Source organism: Gordonia sp. NPDC003504 (assembly GCF_053587995.1).
Genome location: NZ_JBSFPC010000005.1, coordinates 187475 through 204465, shown reverse-complemented (window position 1 = coordinate 204465; position 16991 = coordinate 187475). Strand labels below are relative to the sequence as shown.

The 16991-nt window shown below is 64.7% G+C and carries 16 protein-coding genes and 4 pseudogenes; 8 read left to right on the top strand and 12 right to left on the bottom strand.

The window, feature by feature from the left end; genetic code table 11:
- Positions 1–16 precede the first annotated feature (16 nt).
- The 5 genes and pseudogenes from ACWDPV_RS12120 to ACWDPV_RS12100 form a co-directional block, all read left to right on the top strand.
- Positions 17–583: pseudogene (locus ACWDPV_RS12120) on the top strand (MMPL family transporter); the annotation flags it as partial.
- 10 nt (positions 584–593) lie between these two features.
- Positions 594–1001: pseudogene (locus ACWDPV_RS12115) on the top strand (MMPL family transporter); the annotation flags it as partial.
- Between the two features lie 36 nt (positions 1002–1037).
- Entirely contained in the window at positions 1038–2117 is a 1080-nt protein-coding gene (locus ACWDPV_RS12110) for an MMPL family transporter (protein WP_449743279.1), read from the top strand.
- 221 nt (positions 2118–2338) lie between these two features.
- Positions 2339–3289: a sensor histidine kinase gene (locus ACWDPV_RS12105; protein WP_449743151.1), complete on the top strand. Its 951-nt coding sequence runs from the start codon at positions 2339–2341 to the stop codon at positions 3287–3289.
- A 61-nt stretch (positions 3290–3350) separates the two neighbouring features.
- On the top strand, positions 3351–4007 hold the full coding sequence (locus ACWDPV_RS12100; protein WP_348804318.1) for a response regulator transcription factor: 657 nt from the start codon (positions 3351–3353) through the stop codon (positions 4005–4007).
- A gap of 688 nt (positions 4008–4695) precedes the next feature.
- On the opposite strand, the gene ACWDPV_RS12095 is transcribed toward ACWDPV_RS12100, so the two are convergent.
- Positions 4696–4893, bottom strand: coding sequence for a hypothetical protein (locus ACWDPV_RS12095; RefSeq protein WP_449743150.1), 198 nt, complete (start codon positions 4891–4893; stop codon positions 4696–4698).
- A gap of 26 nt (positions 4894–4919) precedes the next feature.
- Here ACWDPV_RS12095 and ACWDPV_RS12090 point away from each other — a divergent pair, with 26 nt between their 5' ends.
- The gene (locus tag ACWDPV_RS12090) at positions 4920–5435 is read left to right on the top strand and encodes a DUF1269 domain-containing protein (RefSeq protein ID WP_449743149.1); all 516 of its coding nucleotides are present in this window, start codon (positions 4920–4922) and stop codon (positions 5433–5435) included.
- A gap of 197 nt (positions 5436–5632) precedes the next feature.
- Here the strand turns inward: ACWDPV_RS12090 and ACWDPV_RS12085 are convergent, their stop codons facing one another.
- The 5 genes and pseudogenes from ACWDPV_RS12085 to ACWDPV_RS12065 form a co-directional block, all read right to left on the bottom strand.
- On the bottom strand, positions 5633–6781 hold the full coding sequence (locus ACWDPV_RS12085; RefSeq protein ID WP_348804315.1) for an aminotransferase-like domain-containing protein: 1149 nt from the start codon (positions 6779–6781) through the stop codon (positions 5633–5635).
- Positions 6782–7007: 226 nt separating this feature from the next.
- Positions 7008–8018, bottom strand: coding sequence for an IS3 family transposase (locus tag ACWDPV_RS12080; RefSeq protein ID WP_449743278.1), 1011 nt, complete (start codon positions 8016–8018; stop codon positions 7008–7010).
- Positions 7985–8152, bottom strand: a pseudogene (locus tag ACWDPV_RS12075) (transposase); the annotation flags it as partial. The gene ACWDPV_RS12080 and the pseudogene ACWDPV_RS12075, both read right to left, overlap by 34 nt.
- A 172-nt stretch (positions 8153–8324) precedes the next feature.
- A pseudogene (locus ACWDPV_RS12070) lies at positions 8325–9050 on the bottom strand (ABC transporter permease).
- Positions 9051–9258: 208 nt separating this feature from the next.
- Positions 9259–10056: an alpha/beta fold hydrolase gene (locus ACWDPV_RS12065; protein WP_449743148.1), complete on the bottom strand. Its 798-nt coding sequence runs from the start codon at positions 10054–10056 to the stop codon at positions 9259–9261.
- Between the two features lie 63 nt (positions 10057–10119).
- Here ACWDPV_RS12065 and ACWDPV_RS12060 point away from each other — a divergent pair, with 63 nt between their 5' ends.
- Together ACWDPV_RS12060 and ACWDPV_RS12055 are read left to right on the top strand one after the other, a co-directional pair.
- Entirely contained in the window at positions 10120–10548 is a 429-nt protein-coding gene (locus ACWDPV_RS12060; protein ID WP_348804313.1) for a MarR family winged helix-turn-helix transcriptional regulator, read from the top strand.
- Positions 10549–10688: 140 nt separating this feature from the next.
- On the top strand, positions 10689–11447 hold the full coding sequence (locus tag ACWDPV_RS12055) for a class I SAM-dependent methyltransferase (RefSeq protein ID WP_449743147.1): 759 nt from the start codon (positions 10689–10691) through the stop codon (positions 11445–11447).
- A gap of 669 nt (positions 11448–12116) precedes the next feature.
- Here the strand turns inward: ACWDPV_RS12055 and ACWDPV_RS12050 are convergent.
- The 6 genes from ACWDPV_RS12050 to ACWDPV_RS12025 all read right to left on the bottom strand — a co-directional run bounded on the left by ACWDPV_RS12050 (position 12117) and on the right by ACWDPV_RS12025 (position 16972).
- Entirely contained in the window at positions 12117–13502 is a 1386-nt protein-coding gene (locus ACWDPV_RS12050) for a HEPN domain-containing protein (RefSeq protein WP_449743146.1), read from the bottom strand.
- Positions 13503–13583: 81 nt separating this feature from the next.
- Positions 13584–14045 carry a hypothetical protein gene (locus ACWDPV_RS12045; protein ID WP_449743145.1) on the bottom strand — a complete coding sequence of 154 codons (462 nt, stop codon included), beginning with the start codon at positions 14043–14045 and terminating at the stop codon, positions 13584–13586.
- The gene (locus tag ACWDPV_RS12040; RefSeq protein ID WP_449743144.1) at positions 14042–14398 is read right to left on the bottom strand and encodes a hypothetical protein; all 357 of its coding nucleotides are present in this window, start codon (positions 14396–14398) and stop codon (positions 14042–14044) included. The genes ACWDPV_RS12045 and ACWDPV_RS12040 overlap by 4 nt, the downstream gene beginning before the upstream one ends.
- On the bottom strand, positions 14395–15027 hold the full coding sequence (locus ACWDPV_RS12035) for a hypothetical protein (protein WP_449743143.1): 633 nt from the start codon (positions 15025–15027) through the stop codon (positions 14395–14397). Before ACWDPV_RS12035 ends, ACWDPV_RS12040 begins: the two co-directional genes overlap by 4 nt.
- Positions 15024–16109, bottom strand: a complete 1086-nt coding sequence (locus tag ACWDPV_RS12030) for a DUF3631 domain-containing protein (RefSeq protein WP_449743142.1) — start codon at positions 16107–16109, stop codon at positions 15024–15026. Before ACWDPV_RS12030 ends, ACWDPV_RS12035 begins: the two co-directional genes overlap by 4 nt.
- Positions 16110–16402: 293 nt before the next feature.
- Complete coding sequence (locus tag ACWDPV_RS12025) at positions 16403–16972, bottom strand: hypothetical protein (RefSeq protein WP_449743141.1); 570 nt, start codon at positions 16970–16972, stop codon at positions 16403–16405.
- Positions 16973–16991: the final 19 nt, after the last annotated feature.

The window sequence follows — 16991 nt, the reverse complement described above, 5'->3', positions numbered from 1 at the left end:
GCTGAGGAGGAGACGGATGTCGGCAGTTGGCAGATGGTGTCACGACCACAGGATCGGGGTGATCATCGGATGGGTGCTGGCGATCGTGACGCTCACCGGTGCAGCGCTGTCGGTGGGGGCATCGTTCGAGTCCGCCACCGGCGGCGCGACGGCGGTGACCGGTGAGGTGGTCTGGCAGGGCGACGATGTACTGGCTCACGGGCACAACCACATCGACTCCGTGCTCACCAAGGTCGGTCAGACCGAGGGAGTCGTTTCAGTGGCTTCACCCATCGACCATCCGGGGCAGGTCAGCGCCGACGGCCGTACCGCGTACGCGGTGGTCACATTCGGCCCGAATTCGTCGGGAGCGGAGCACGTCGTCACCGACATCCTCGAGTCGGAATCTGCGGAATCCGGACTCACTCAGGCGGCCGGTGGGCAGGCCTTTGCGGGCACGATCGCGGTATCGGAGATCACTGAGATCGTGGGTGTGACAGGCGCGCTGATCATCCTTGTGGTGATGTTCCGTTCGGCGTGGGCGGCGCTGTTGCCGATTGTCACCGGGGCAGCCGGCGTTGTCGCGGGACTGATGGCCGCAATGCTGCTGAGCAATTCCGGACTCGACACCGACTCTCGGAGCGCTCATTGGTCTCGGAGTCGGCATCGACTACGCATTGTTCATCACCTATCGCTTTCGCCGGGAGCTGATGCGTGGCGCCGCAGTCGACGTCGCGGTGTGACGCGCGGTGTCGACGTCGGGTCGTGCGGTGGTGTTCGCCGCGGCCACGGTCATCGTCGGGCTGCTCGGCATGACCGTCCTGGGCGTGCAGACACTCACCGGGATGGCCATCGGCGCCGCCCTTACCGTGCTGCTGACCCTCGTCGCCGCGCTGACGTTGCTGCCCGCGCTGCTATCGGTTGCGGGACGCAAAGCGCTCAGTGCTGCTCAGCGCGAGCGGATCGGCGACGACACCGAGGCGGGTGTTCGCACCAGGCGGTGGGTGGCCTTCGTCGAACGACGCCCCGTGGTGGTCGCGATCAGCGCCGCGGCAGTGATGGCACTCGTCGCGATCCCCGCGCTTTCGTTGCGCCTCGGCGCAGCAGACGCTGGTAGTGCACCGGAATCGACGTCACGGCACCAGGCTTACGACATGCTGGCCGAGGGCTTCGGCGTCGGCATCAACGGTCCCCTCACGCTGCTGATCGATGCGCCCGATCCGGCTGCAGAGCAGGCCTACTCGACCTTGATCTCAGAACTGCCTCATGTGCCCGGCGTCGCACGCGTCACCGAGAGTCAGGTGGCACCGGGTCGGGCTGTGGTGACGGTCACCCCCCAGACCGGACCGTCGGATGAGCGTACGGAGGACCTCGTCGAACACCTGCGGGCGGCCGTGATCCCTTCTGCGGCGGCCGATACATCGCTTCGTGTCACGGTCACCGGGGCCGCCGTTGGTGGGTTCGACTTCGCCGACACCATCACTGACAAGCTGCCGATACTGGTGGCGATCATGCTCATCGCTGGGATGCTGGTGCTGCTCATGGCATTTCGGAGTGTCCTCATCGTGGTGATCGCCGCCGTAGCGAACACGGCAGTGCTCGGCGCTGCTGCGGGGATCATCGTGCTGGTATTCGGCCACGGGTGGGGTTCGGCATTGCTCGGCGCAGGATCGGCGGGTCCGGTCGAGTCCGTGGTGCCCGTGCTGATCGTCGGTGTGATGTTCGGATTGTCAATGGACTACGAGGTCTTCTTGCTCAGTAGCATTTACGAACGCTGGCATCAGTCCGGCGACACCAGGCGTTCGATTCGTGACGGTGTCACGCACACCGCGCCGGTGCTGATCGCCGCCGCGCTGATCATGTTCAGTGTCTTTGCCTCGTTCGCCGCGGGCGGGGTCCGGCTCATCGCTGAGTTCGGCCTCGGCCTGGCACTTGCCGTCCTACTCGACGTATTCGTCGTCCGACTCGCAATGATCCCAGCGCTCATGTTCGTCTCGGGTGGCGCCAACTGGTGGCTGCCCCGATGGCTGGGACGACTGCTGCCGAACCTCTCGATAGAGGCATCAGCGGATGACGATGATGCCGCAGCGCCGTCCGCAGACCACGACCAGCAGCGCGTGTCCGGGCATACTGGATAACCGGATAGGAGGCGTCGTCTGTGACGAGGACACACGGGAGCTTCTCAGGGAGCACGTCGCAGTGGATCGCTGCAGCGTGTGTGGCGTGCCTCCCGATGGTGGTCGTCCTGTTCGCGGGCGATCGCTCGACTCTGCCGCTCCGGGTTGTGCTGGCCTTCATTGCGGGGGTCTGTGTCCTGTGGGCGTGCGGACAACCGTGGTTCGCTCTGCCCGCCGCAGTCGTGACCGAGACCCTCTTGGTTGCGGTGCCCCCACACACACCCTGGATACCGCTGGCCTCGATTGCGGCGATCTACCTCGCCACATCGTCGACACGTTTTTGGGTGGGTGTCGGCTGGCTGGTCGGGGTGGTGATCGGCATGTGGCTGACCGCGGCATCATTCATCTGGGTGACACCCGACAGTATCGAGCTGACCCACCTGGTGGTGTTCGACTATGTGGTGATCGCGGTGGCCGTCGGCACGATGGTGCGCACGCGTGCCGAACGGATCGACGCGGTGCGCGCACAGGCGGTGGCAACGGCTGCGTCGCGGGAGCGCGAAGCCGATCAGCGGGTACAGGCCGAACGCATGCGCATCGCGCGCGACCTGCACGACGACGTCGCGCATCACATCACTCTGGTGAACGCGCAGGCCGGGGTTGCCCGCTACCTCATGGCGACACCGCACTCGGAGTCGGAGACGAAGGTCGCCGAGACGTTGACGGCGATCGAGGAGGCGAGCAGGCTCGCACTCGATGAATTGCGATCGACGGTCGGCCTCTTGACGTCCGCACCCGACGTGAATCGCTTGCCGGTCGCCCACTTCGACGCCCGCGCCGAGCTGATCGAATCGTTTCGATCGGCGGGAATGACCATCGAGCACACCGAATACGGCATGGGTGAACCCGTCGACGGAGGACCGATGACGGGCAGCGTCGCACGGACCCCGGGATCGGTGGCCGCCTACCGTGTTCTCGCGGACGCTCTGCACAACGCTCGGAAGCACGGCACCGCCGCATCGGCGACAGTCCGGATCAGGATGGTGCGCGGGATCATCGACATCGAGGTCATCAATCCCGCGCGTCCGGCGGTTCAGGGTGAGGGCACGCGGCTTGGACTCACCGGGCTCCGCGACACCGTCGTGGCCTCGGGGGGTCGATCGATGCGGGCTATCGCGACGATCAGTTCGTGATCCACGCCCGGCTTCCGATCATTGCGAGCGATCGGGAAATGAGGAATTCAAGGGTGGTGTCGTGAGCATTAAAATCCTCTTGGCTGACGATCATGCTTTGTTGCGCAACGCGTTTCGCGCCCTCTTTGACGCTCAGAGCGATATGGAGGTGGTAGGCGAGGCGTCGACGGGATGTCAGGCCCTCGACATCGCGCGACGCACCCGAGCAGATGTGGTGCTGATGGATGTGCGGATGCCAGATCTCGATGGGGTGGAGGCTACGAGGCGCATCCGGGCCGATCCAGCCCTCGCCGACACTGCGATCCTGATCCTGACGACGTTCGAGAACGACGATTACGTGACCGAGGCGTTGCGCGCAGGTGCCCTCGGGTTTGTCGGCAAGGGCATCAGCCCTGACGATCTGCTTGCCGCCGTACGAGATACCGCCGCCGGGCAGCCCACCCTGTCGCCAACGGCAACTCGGGCGCTCATCGACTCCTATGTCGCGACGCCTGCCACCGCGGCGTCGACGCCGTCGCCACCGGTTGAACAGCTGACGCCCCGTGAAAGGGAGATCGTCGCCCTCATCGCAATCGGCCTGAGCAATACCGACATCGCCGAGAAGCTGTTCATTGCCCCACTGACCGTGAAGACCCACGCACACCATGCGATGCGAAAGCTCGAGGCTCGTGACCGTGCGCACCTCGTTGCTCTCGCGTACATGAACGGACTGGTGTAAGCGACCGGGCCGACCTGAGCCCGCGGGATCGTCCGGCGTCACAGGCGCGCCAACACACCGCACCGGCACGCGAAGCCAGGGCCGTTGGAGAATGCTGGGCGCTCAGGCCATCTGAACGACCAACGAGCCGTGGGAAAACTGGGAGCAGATCGGTCGATGCGTTCCCAGCCGGCGCACTGGTCTGGTGAAGTGTCCTCCCGTGCAACGATTCCGGCGGAATGGAGATCCGGCAGGCTTGCCGTCCTCGAGCCGGACTCGACCGGCGGCCAGGCCTGCGAGCGGATCGTCGAGAAGCGGGAGTAGTACCTTCTCGACGCCGTCATCGGATCGGATGTACCCGCACCAGCTCGAACATCGCAAAGCCGTGGACGGCTGCGAACCACTGGTTCGCTATTCGCCAGCCGGACCCGGGAGCGAGGTCGCCAGCCGAATCCTCTTGTGCGCCTTAGCTCACGCTTGATATCGGCAGGAAACTTGTAGCGTACGTCGGGCATAGGGGCCTCGTCCTCCTGGTGACGATGACCAACTCTTCAAATTCTATGGATTGGTACGGACATGGCCCGGCTCAGACAACACCGCCGCCCCTCGATGGCCTCGCAGGACGGCGGTGTTGGTACAGGTAACGGACGGTAGGTGGACAACCCGAGTTCGAAACATCACCCGCTCACGGGCTGTGTGCCCGTGCTGGTCACGATACCGCCCGGTAGCCGGATTGCAGCTCGGCGACATACCGATCTCCCGCCGGTCCGGGCGGGCTGCGGAGCGCGCGGATCACGTCGCCCTCGCCGATCTCGCCGCGTGCGTTGAGCACCTGTGCCAGCTCGACGACGGCGGGCCGGCACCTATCGAGCAGCGACGCGGCGTCGGTCGGCGATGGATTGCCCACCGAGGTGCAACTCCGCGTCGGCTGGGGTGACTGCCGCAGCAATCCTCCGGCGTGATGAGAACGGACGGCTGAATGTCACCGAGGGCGGCGACGTCAAGTCGGGCGACGCCACCGTCGGCGGCTCACTGCTCGGCATGCTGATCGGCGTGCTCGGCGGACCGCTCGGTGTGCTCTTGGGATTCGGTCTCGGTGCAGCCGGAGGCGCGCTGGTCGACGCGAGCCGCGCCGATGACTGCGACGTCGCGATCACCGAGTTCGGCAAGACCATTCGACCAGGCGGCAATGCCATTCTGGCAGAGACGGATGAGGCGGACACCGCAGCGTTCGACGCCCTCGTCGCCAAGTACGGTGGCGCGATCGTCCGTCGCCCACTTGACGAGGTGCTCGCTGAGATCGAGGCGCAGCAGGACGCCGCTGAAGCTGTTCCGACGCTGTTCGCAAGAAGATCCACGAGGAGAAGAAGGCCGAGAAGAAGGAGAAGCGCGACGAGCGCATTGCCAAGGTCACGGCCAAGTTCGCGAGCTGAGCGATTCCCACTCTGATGAGGCTCCTTCACTCGAAGTGAAGGAGCCTCATCGTTGGGTGTGGGGGAGCGAGGTGCGGCCGACGATTGAGCCGTGCCTCGATGTCGAGCTACTCATCGGGGAAATGGCTCCGACCGCCGAGATGCGTTGCGCACCTGGATGTTCGGCGTTCCCACCGATCCGTGACATGCCCGGTGGTGTCGACGGGCGGCACGTCAGTGTGTCCGGTCGAGCGCGATCGCGAGTCGACGGATCGCGTCACCGAGCAGGTCGGGTGGCAACGTCGCGAAGCTCAGTCGCAGGTGGTCGCTGAAGTCGGCGTCGACCGCGAATGCGGCGCCCGGCACAAATGCGACACCTTCGATGAGTGCGGCGTCGAGCAGTGCCGAGCTGTCGATGCCGGGAAGTCTTGCCCAGCAGAACATTCCGCCCGAGGGCACCGTCAGCTCGACGCCGTCGCCGAGGTGTCGGTGTAGCGACTTCACCAATTCTGCTGCGCGGGCGCCGTACTCAACGCACAGCGTGCGGATATGCTCGTCGAGCCACTGGGTGTCGGAGAGCAGTTGAGCCACCACGAGCTGGCTGAAGGTGGAACCGCAGAGGTCCGCGCTCTGTTTTAGGCGCTCGACGACATCGATGACACCGGTGGGTCCCTGTAACCAGCCGACGCGCAACGCCGGAGCAAGAATCTTCGACGCAGAGCCGAGTCGAATGGCCCGGTCGCCGGGTATCGGGTCGGGTGCGATCCGGCGACGGCCGTCGTCGGCGCTGAAGCGCAGGCATCCGTACGGGTCGTCGTCGATGATCCAGAAGCCGTACTGTTGTGCAAGGTCGGCGAGTGCTTGTCGAGTGTCGGGATCGGCGGTGACGCCGCTGGGATTGTGAAAGTTGCTGACAGTGTGCACGATCCGCGGTCGGAGACCCGACTCGAGTAGCTCAGCAAGGTGTGCGGTGTTGGTACCGGTCGCGGTGATGGGGAGCGCGACAATGCGTGCTCGTGCGGCTTGGAATGCCTGACGCGCGCCGACATAGACCGGGTCGTCGACGATCACGACGTCACCGGGATCAACAAACGCATGCGCCAGCATCGACAGCGCTTGCTGAGAGCCGTGGGTGATCAACACTTCGTCGGGTGAGCCGCCGATGAAGGCAGCGACGGCGCGGAGACACGTTGCCGCGCCGCGACTGGCCGTGTATTGCAGCGCCGCGTCGTCGGTCATCACGAGTTGGGTTGCTGCGGCGATCGCGGATGTCGGAATGAACTCCGTTGCGGGCAGTCCGCCGGCGAGGCTGAGGACTCCCGGTTGTTCGGTGACCTTCAGCAGGTCACGAATTGCTGATCCGCCAATGGCGTTGAAAGCCATGGAGCTTGGCGGAAGAGGTTGGGACGCGAGCATGGAACACCACCACCGGGAGACATACGAGAAGGGCGAGGGGTGATGCGGGTGGTCACCGTGTCGGCACGACATCAGATTCTGCGTACCGTGTGTGAAGACTATCATCCCTATTTCATACAATGGAAACCTGGTACTGGCAGGTCCCCGATAACCGGTCCAGTCGGTGCTAGAGCCAGTTCCTTCTTACGTTTGGTCAGTCGATCTCGCAGCCCACGGGGTGATGCTGGTGGGTGCATCCGGCAGCGTACTCGGCCGGGGTCTGGTAGCCCAGTGCCGAATGCCGGTGTCGGTGGTTGTGGTCGTCTTTGAAGTCGCCGATGACCACGCGCGCCTCCAACAGGGTGGGCCAGCAGTTGCGGTTCAAACACTCATCGCGCAGCCGGTTGTTGAACGACTCGATGAACCCGTTGTTCCACGGCGTGCCGGGCGGAATGTAGGCGATCCCCACCGACCCTGCACAAAACGCGCGCAGGGCCTCGGAGATGAACTCAGGGCCGTTGTCCATGCGCAGCACCATCGGCGGGCCGCCCCAGATCGCGAAGACCTTCTTCAACTCCTCGATCAGTCGCTCGGCGGTGATCGAGCGGTCCACGATGTCCAGCAGCGACATGCGGGTGTGTTCATCGACCATCGACGCGATCTTGATCTTGTGCCCGTCGACGGTGGAGTCGAACTGAAAGTCCAATGCCCACACCACTTTCGGTGCATCGGCGACCATGATCGGTACCGACGACTGGCCAGCCCGTTTACGGCGCGGAGCGCGGCGCACCTGCAATCCTTCGTCCTTCCATAACCGGTGGACTTTCTTCTTGTTGACCTCATCGCCCTCGTCGAAACGCAGCCACGCCCACGCACGTCGAAACCCATGACGGGGATTCTTGCGGGCGTAGGTCCGTAGCTGCTCACGCAGGCCGGCGTCGGGGTCGGCGGGTGTCTGTGCTTGAGGTAGCTGCCGATAGGCGGAGCGGGCGAGCCCAACAACCTTGCACGCCTTGCGTTCTGACATGTTCATCACGTCTTTGAGCATGTCGATAGCGGCGCGTTTGGCGGTCGGGCTCAGAATTTTCCCTTCGCGATCTCCCGCAGCGCGTCCTTCTCGAGTTCGGCGTCGGCGAGTAGCCGCTTGAGCCGGCTGTTCTGTTCGCGCAGTTCTTTGAGTTCTTTGGCGGCGTCGCCGTCCATGCCGCCGTACTGGCGGCGCCAGTTGTACAGGGTCGCCGCCGACACCTCGAGGTCGGCGGCGATCTCCTCGCCGGTCTTGCCTTCGGCGGCCAGCTCGTCTGCCCGGCGCAACTTGCGCACGATGTCTTCCGCCGAGTGACGCTTACGTCCTGCCATGATCCCTATCGTCCCTTCGTGCCCTCATCAGGGCAATCAGGACTCTAAAACCAACCGGACCGGTTCACGGGGGACACGCCAGTACCAATATATGGGATCAGGGGGAACTACGCGGACCCGGAGGGATGCGGGTCCGCGTAGTTCGTGCGTTCAGAGTGCCGTCACCTCACGGCTACTTGACCTCTGTCCGCATAGTCGGATCGCACCCGGCGTCAATGGGATTGCGATCCAGACGAGTGTCGAGACCATCAGCCGCCCCCACTCCCCGCCGGTGGCCCAGTCTCCGGACTGGAAGGGCGTCTGCGTCGACGCCATGTCGATCCATCCGCTCAGGTTGTCCTTGAATCACGGCACCAACTCGGTGAGCATGGACAAGACGGTTGGCAAGGCGAAGTAGGCGACGGCGCCGGGGGTATTGAGGATGAGTGCGGCAAAGGCGAATCCGACGAGCAGCCCGAACATCTGGATGGTGAAAGAGTTGACCACTCCGGCAGCGGTCAAGCTCCATTCGCAGGCGGGCGAACCGTAGATGACCCGCGCGAGCACTGTGGCGATCGCCCCGACGATCAGCGAGAACACCACGGCGCTGACTCCTGCGATGAGTGCGGCGCCGAGTTTGGCGAGGATGACTCGTTCGCGTCGAAGCTCCATCGTGAAGGTGGTCAACGCGTGTCGTTGACTTCACTCGCTCGTGACAAGCAGGATCGCGAGTACAGGCAAGATGATGGCGGTCTGGATATTGGTTTTGCCGAAGAACTCGCCGAAGTTCAACACCTCCGGTTTTGTGCTGTTCGCGATGAGCATCGTGACCACGACGGCCACGGTGATCACTCCCCGTCGACACGATCAGCCAGAAGCCGGCGCGCGTGTCGACGAGCTTGCGCAGTTCGACGCGCACGGTCGTCGATCAGCTGCGTTGCATCGCATCGTTCGACGCGAGGTATTGGGCGATCGTCGGCAGCGACATGCCGATATCGCGGAGCTGCCGAATTTGTATCGCCCGCGGAATCTGGGAGGCGCGTAGTACCGATAGCCGGTCGCCAGCTCATTGTCGGGTCTCAACCAACATGAAGGTCAACACTTGCGCGGTGCGGGCGCCGGACAGGTTAGCCAAGCACCGGGGTCAGCGCACCCAACAAGGTCTCGGGGGTCTCGATCTGTGGGACGTGTCCGGCGCCCTCGAGCACGATGAACTGTGCACGAGGGATCGCGTCGGCGTACGCGCGGCCGTAATCGACGTCAGCGATACCGTCGCTCTCACCCCAGATCACAGTCGTGGGCACATCGATCGAGGCCAGCCGCTCCAGCAGACCGGGCTCGGTCATCGGACCGCCGTAAACGCGCAGTGCCTCGCGATTGCCCTCGGTGATCGCCCGTACGGACGGTGGCAGTGTCGCGACGTCGGGGACGACAGATCTCGCGGGATCGTGGAAGCTGCGCTCGGCGATCTGACGCGGGGTCAGTACGAAGAAGTCGACGACGGGATGACCGGGGACATCGATGCCGACCGCGTCGACGAGTGCGAGGCGACCGAGCCGTGACGGCCGGCCTACGGCGATCTCGGCGGCTGTCCAGCCGCCGATCGAATTGCCGATCACGGTGACGTCGTCGATGTCGAGCGCGTCCAGCAATGCGATGTAGGCCTCGGCCAGCCCCCCGATGGTGGCCAGGGCCTCGGGGCGGGAGGTACCTCCGAAGCCTGGGTGAACCGGCGTGATCACGCGACTGCCAGTCCGGTCTGCGAGCAGGTTTGCGAAGCCGGCGACAGAGTCCGGGCCGGCGCCACCGTGCAGCAGCAGCACGGCCGGGCCCATGCCACGATCGCTTACCGTGATCGGGATTCGGCCTGCCGAAGTGGTTACGGTGAGCGTGGATTCGCTGTTCATGAGGTGTTTCGCCATCATATAAACAACCTTAGATAAGGATATTTATATAAGCAAGTTGTTCCGATGTCCTACCATCAGGACATGGCGATGACCATCCAGCAGCTCGGCCAGGCCGTGAAACGTCTACAGGTCAAACACCACCGGGCCGGCAACGATGCGTTGAGGGCGCTGGACATCTCGATCGTGCAGTGGGATGCCTTGCGCCACTTACATGCTCACCCCGGAGCCTCGTTGCATGACCTCGCGGTGTTGACCTTTCAGACCGACCAGGCATTCGGCACCCTCGCCACCCGGATGGAGAGGCGCGGACTGATACGTCGCGTGAGCGGACCAGGACGTGCCATCCGGCCTGAGTTGACTCCCGAAGGCGAGAAGGTGCTCAAGGCCGCAAACGTGGCGATCGACCGCGTCATGCAGGAGTCCTTCGGACGCCTCTCGGTGCAGGAGCGTTCAGTGTTCGGCGAGCTGCTCACGCGGCTGGTCGAGGACGCACCGGGTGAGGGTGTCTGAGTCATTCGCCCGGCGACGCGCCCGACCGTCCGGTGTGTGCCCGACGCCACGGTGATCCTCGACGGCCGGCCCATGTCGCTCGCGCCACATCGAAGATGCGACCCCACCACTCTGGCACGCTGTCAGGGAGTATGTTCCTCATGCCTGACACGTTCGACTCACTAATCGAGGCCGGAGCTTCTGCTGACGTGTCCGGCTGGGACTTCTCCTGGGTGGATGGACGAGCAACCGAGGAACGCCCCGCCTGGGGTTATGCCCGCCAGCTCGCCGAGCGGGTTGGCAGGGCATCAGCGTCGTTGGATGTCCAGACCGGCGGCGGCGAGGTTCTCGCCGAGGCCGAGTCCTTCCCTCCCACCGCTGTCGCGACGGAGTCGTGGCCGCCGAACGTCGCGAAGGCCACCCGGCTGCTGCATCCTCGCGGTGTTGTCGTCGTGGCAGACCCGGACGAGCCTCCGTTGCCGTTTGCTGACGAGGGGTTCGATCTGGTCACCAGCAGGCATCCCGCGACGATCTGGTGGGAGGAAATTGCCCGCGTGCTCCGGCCCGGCGGCACCTACTTCGCCCAGCACGTCGGACCGGCGAGCGTGTTCGAGCTGATCGAGTTCTTCCTCGGCCCGCAACCCCAAGCCAGGCGAGGACGCCACCCTGACGACGAGGCAGCCGCGGCAGAGGCCGCCGGGTTGGAGATCGTCAATCTGCAAACAGCGAAGCTGCGGATCGTGATCCACGATGTTGCGGCCGTGGTGTACCTGCTGCGGAAGGTGGTCTGGTGGGTGCCAGGGTTCACGGTGGAGAAGTACCGGGATCGGCTCCGTGACCTCGACGAACTCATCCGGCAGGACGGACCGTTCATCGCCCACTCCACTCGTCACCTGATCGAGGCCAAGCGTTCGTCGTAGTTGTGCATTGCGCGAATGTCGGAGGCGCGGAAGCGGAGATTTGCGCCGGTTAACACGAGCTGCACGGCCTTCAGGGTGCGTCTGACCTGGATGGTCTGTCGCTTACTCCACGCGTACTCGCGGGCCCTGGGATAGAAGAAGTGGTCGGTGCGGCTGGTGATATCGCGCAGCCAGGGTCCATTTCATCGCGTGGTCATCCCTTCGAATCGGGCTTCCGGCTGTTGGTCGCAATCGTCTCAGTGATGGTTCAGAGTTCCAGAATTGAAGTGACGGAATGGATTCTGCGTCTGGAGCACCTAGCCCGCTGAGCGATAGAGCTACCGCGGGAGCGTCTGGCCCCCGCCGCGGTCACGATCTCGAATGCGAAAAGACAGGGCCAGGACAGACCGGCCGCGGCCGAGTCCGCTCAGGACAGAGAAAAACCCGCTCCGACCGAAGTCAGAGCGGGTTTCTCGATTGTGGAGCTAAGGGGACTCGAACCCCTGACCCCCACACTGCCAGTGTGAAGGGGGTTGTATCGGGGTGTCCGTCGGGTGTCACTACGTCGCGCCTACCTGCATGTTCCCGTAGTTCTGTGTCTACTGAGTGTCAGCGTATGGCGCGGCGTCGTAGCCAATAGTTAGCCAATCGCACGGCGATTCGAACGTGTTCCCGGCCCAGTTTTCCAAGTCATGCTTCCATCTGTTCCAGTTCTTCAATGAACAAGCGGACGTTCGCGCATGCGAACTCGTACTGCTGACATTGCAAGAAGGCCCTGTTAAGTCGATCCTTCTCATACCCAACCAAGCCCAAGAGGAACGCCCGCAACAGCCAAGGAATCGAGTGGGCCACGATCGTCCATCGATGGAACGCAGTGCCACCCGGGCCGTCCCGTCCAGTCAGGTGGTGAGCCAGGTCGTTTCGTGCGTCCTTGACCACCTTGGCCAGGTTAGGCACCGACTGAATCAAGTCCGGCACCACGTCAGCGATGTCTGTAAGGATGTCGACAGCTCGGTTGGCAAATCCCACATCGCCAAGGTGGCTCAGAGCGTCGTTCGTCGCTTTGGCGATGACTTCAGCGTCGATGGTTGCATACTTCGTCGCTTCAACCTCTGCGCCGGATTTGGCCGCCAAGCGAACGTTGCGAAGTTCGCTTTTGGACGCTTCCGGAAACCGCCGCTGGGGGAAGCGCATCGTACCGTCGCTAAACGACCGAAGCCTTCGGTGATAGCCCTCGATCAGGGTGGCACCGAGGAGAGTTCGGACCTGGACAGGCCCACCGCCAGTCAGTTCTTTCACTGCCCAGTCCAGGCCATCGAGTTGCTCATGGACCGCAATCCATCCGGCAAAACGTTCAAGTGTGAGGAGCGCCGGATCGAGAAAGAGGGACGTCCGCTCTGCGCCTTCCTCGCTCTCGAAGGACTGGCCATAGACTCTCATCCACTGCCCCTCAGTGCATGCTCGAACTTCAGTCCTTAGAACTTCCAGTGTTGTACCCAATGTGAGCCAGGAAAGAAATCGGCACGCGGAAATTACTCTGCGTGACAGCCCCTCAAGCGTTGCAGGCCGAGCTGCCTCGTAGACCAACCAAGCCTCATCCCCGTGGACCTCAAAACTGAGAACAGAACGATCGTCAGGCACCTCGGCGGTCTCACCATCGACTATGTGGCTTAGCCACCAACGCGCATCCAGTCGGAAGCGCATCGCAGAATAGACCTGCGTATCTGCGACATGTGCGCCGAACACGACACGTCTCGATCGATATTCGGGATAGGTATGGTGACCAGTGCCTCCGTGGTTATTAGCTCGGAGCAGACTCACCAAGTCCCCTGAATCCAGGGTGCAATGAACGTCACGCGCCGCGAACGACTTAACTTGCTTGTCTGCCTCAGCGGAGATGGCTAGCGAGTATTGGCCCTCTTCACGTTGTTCCGAAACAGTCGGGTCATCGTGGAGAACTTCGTCGACGGTCGCTACCGCGAGTCCGCTTTTGGGGAGTTCCAAAAATCCACGTGAAGGTGCGGCTTCGTGGCCATACAGCCAGAAGAAGCAGTTGGTATCGGGCAGCGGAGGCAAGGACACACCTGACCCTAACCAGTGCCGAGCTAAGGAATCACCGAAGGTCGGGCATTGGCATGGATTCGACTAGTTCGTTAACTATCGAGGCGCGTCCTCGGGCGGCGTCGCGTACGCAAGCTCGATCAGGTGCTCGAACTCGCGTTGTGCGCGCTCGATGTCGACCGGTGACACGTTCTCCAGCTGCGTCGGCGCGTCCAGGCCCAACAGGCGGGCGCGGCGTTCGGACACCCGGACGGCGGCGGATACCAGGGCGGCAGAGAGTCCCTGCGGGCTGCTCTCGCTGGCGGTGATGCCTCGAATTGTCTTGGACCACAACAGGTCTAGGCGTGCGACCTCCAGGACGCGCAGGGCGTCGGCTGCCTCGACCTCGGCGCGGCGCAGGACACCAAGCACGGCCTTGTTCGCGGCGTTCTCGGTCGGGTAGCCGAGTTGGTCGGCGATCTGCCGGTAGGTCATTCCCTGCGTGCGGAGCGTGACGGCTTCGGCGGCGCGGGCGCGGTGGTCGATGCGGTCGGGTCGGCTGGCACCGGGGCGGCTCATGGCTGGTCTCGATCTGCCCGCGTTATAGCTGCCTCGGCGAGGTGGTCGGCGGCGCGTTCGGTTGCTCGGTCGGTGGCGGCGTCGCGGAGGTGGTCGACGGCTGCTCGGTGCTGGTCGATGAGCGCGGTGTGCGCGGGCGTGCACGGTCGGCTCTCGGCGAGTTCCAGTGCTGCGGCGAGGACGTCGCACCGGTGAAGGTGCACGGCGACGGTCTCACCGAGTAGGGCGTACGGGCTGGCGTCCAGGTCGGCGGCGAGCTGCTGGCGGGCCTCTGTGGCGTCCAGGGCGAGGAGGTGAGCTATCTCCTCGATCGTGTATCCCTCGACGCGCAGGGCGAGCACTGGGCCGGTCATCGGGTGCTCTCCAGGGCGCGACCGGTGGCGGCGTCGTGGTCGCGTCGGCGTCCGGTGCCGTTGTGCGGCAGTCCTAGCCAGTCCTCGACGTCTTCCAGGGTGTCGCCGACGTCGACCGTGAGGAGGCCAGCGAGGCGAGTCGGTGACGGGTCTGGCTCCCACGGGTGGACGCGGCGCAGTGCCGGGTGGCCCTCGGGGGCGAGGAGGCGGTGTGTCTCGCGGTCATTCGCGCCGGGCAGGCGCAGGTAGTCCACGCGGTGCTCCAGTCCGGCCTGGCTGGCGGCGAGACGGACGCGGGCCACGCGGTCGCGGTAGTCACGCTCGGCGGCGCGCTCGGCCTGCTGCTCGGGTGTCGGTGTGTTGCGGTCGGCGACGGTGCGCAGGCGTTCACGCTCGATGCGTGCGAGGTTCGCGGCCTTGGCGTCCAGGTCGCGCTGCTCACGCTCCCACTGGCGGCGTGCCTCCCAGAGACGGACATGAGACTGCACTCGGTCGGCGGCGACCTCGGCGGGTTCGGTGTCGTCCACCGGGAACTCGGGTGTGTGGTCCAGGTCGCGCACCCGCTCCCAGAGGTGCCGGTGAACGCGTAGTTCGTCGTAGATCGGTGCAAGGGTCGGTCGGTCAGTCATCGGTGGTTCCTTCCGGTGGTCGTGGTGAGCGGTCGTGGTGCGGGGAGGCTCAGACAGCCGATGTGTGCGCCCGCGTTGATGTCGTCGGCGAGCGTCATAGGCCCCTCGCCACAGACCGTGCATCGCGTCGGGTCGTCGATCGTCGTCTGACCGTCGCCGGTGTGGGTAGGCCCGGATTTATCCGTTACAGCCGTTACACCGTTACGTCGTGGGCCGGTTGTAGCGGCTGTAACGGATGTAACGCGTTCGTCGGGGCTTACCGGGGCGGTGTCCTCCGGGTCGTCAAGTGGCGGAAGGTAACGACCCCACGCGTCGGCAAGGTCTGCGCGCGCATAGCCGCGTACCGGTTCAGGGTCGCGGAACAGGTGCGGCTTGATGCCGTACTTGCCGAGTCGGTTGGATAGGCCCCTGGCGTCAAGCGGTTCCCCCCGGCGGATCGTCGACCACGGTGATTCCTCAATTCCGTTGAGCGCGGTCAGTAGTGCCGTAGTCGTGATCCTCTCGGCGGTACCGAACACGCGGCGCAGGTCGCGCAACAGCAGCACACCGAGCGTCGGCGCGCGGTCCCTGGACGCCTTGACCAGCGTCACGGCGGCGTCGCGGGCACGGTCGGGCCAGTGACCCGCGAGGTCGGCGACGGCTAACAACGCCTCCCATACGTCGGCGTCGCGGTCCTCCACTCCCGGTGGCATATCGGGCCAGCGTCTACCGACCTCGGTCGCGACACGGGAAGTCCAGCCCTTGATCGCGAGCGCGACCTGTTCGGCCTCGGCTCCGCACGTACGCAGTCGCCACGGTCGGACCCGCTCACCCGGACCCCGGCGGCGCATTCGGATCACGACCGCGCGCGTCATGATCGTGTCGGGCAAGTCATCCAGGCCCGCGAGCGCAACGGCGCAGTAGGCCGGGAGTTCTTCGGTCTCAACGGCCTTACCCCGGATCACGCACCTACCGGCGGTCGCACCCTTACGGTGCCCGGCGTTGAGCATTCCCCGAATGTCCTCGTTGTCCTTCGCGCGCGGACCGAACACTGTGTCGATTTCGTCGTACAGAATCGTCGGGCGTCCGGCGTCGTCGGACACCTTGCGGAACAGATACGCCGGGGTCGTGTTCACCGCGTGTACCGGGCGTGGAACTAGTGGCTCGGTCACTTCGAGCGCACGGGACTTCCCGGAGCCTGGTTCGGGGCTGAGGAACGCGATTCGCGGCGTCGACTCCCACGCATCGATGAGCCACGCGTGAGCGATCCACAGGACGTGAGCGATCACGGCGGCGTCGGACGGGTAGGCGACGAACTGCCGTAGGAACATCTCTACAGCGTTGAGGGCGTCGGCCCCGGACTGGTCGTGTTCGTCTGCGGGGGAATATCTTTCGTTCATTGTCCGGCCCCTTCGCGGAGATCGGCCACGAGGTCGTGAGCACGTCGGACCGCTGCACCCTCACGGCACAACGTCGTGTAGGCGTCGGACTCGGACAGGCTGCGGTAGGCGGCGGCGATAGCCTCACCGGCGGTCACTCCCCGCGTGCGGTGGAGTTCGGCCGCGAGAGCGGCACACAGCGGGCGGAGTCGTTCGGCCGGTTGGTAGTTCGTCGCGGCGGCGGAGAGGCGGCGCGCGGTGAGTCGGCCCCGGTGTCCGTCGTCGAGGTTGCCGGTGCGGCGGAGTTCGTCGAGGACCAGGACCGGAGTGGGGTCTACGTCGTGGAGGGCGAGGGCGTGGGCTGCGGTGAGGACGCGGCCGGTGGGCTGGTCGACGCGGGCGACGGCTTCGAGGTCGAGTCGGTCGAGCACGTTGAGGGCGACGGGGGCGCGGGACGCGAGGACGCAGGCGGTGAAGTCCTCGGCGGCGCGGGCGGCGGTAGTCTCGGGGTCGACGGTTCCTGTCGTCTCGGCTCGCCCCGCACCTGCCCCGGTCGCGGGGCGGCGTCGTTCGTGGGTTGTGGTCATCGGCGGCTTTCTCTGATCG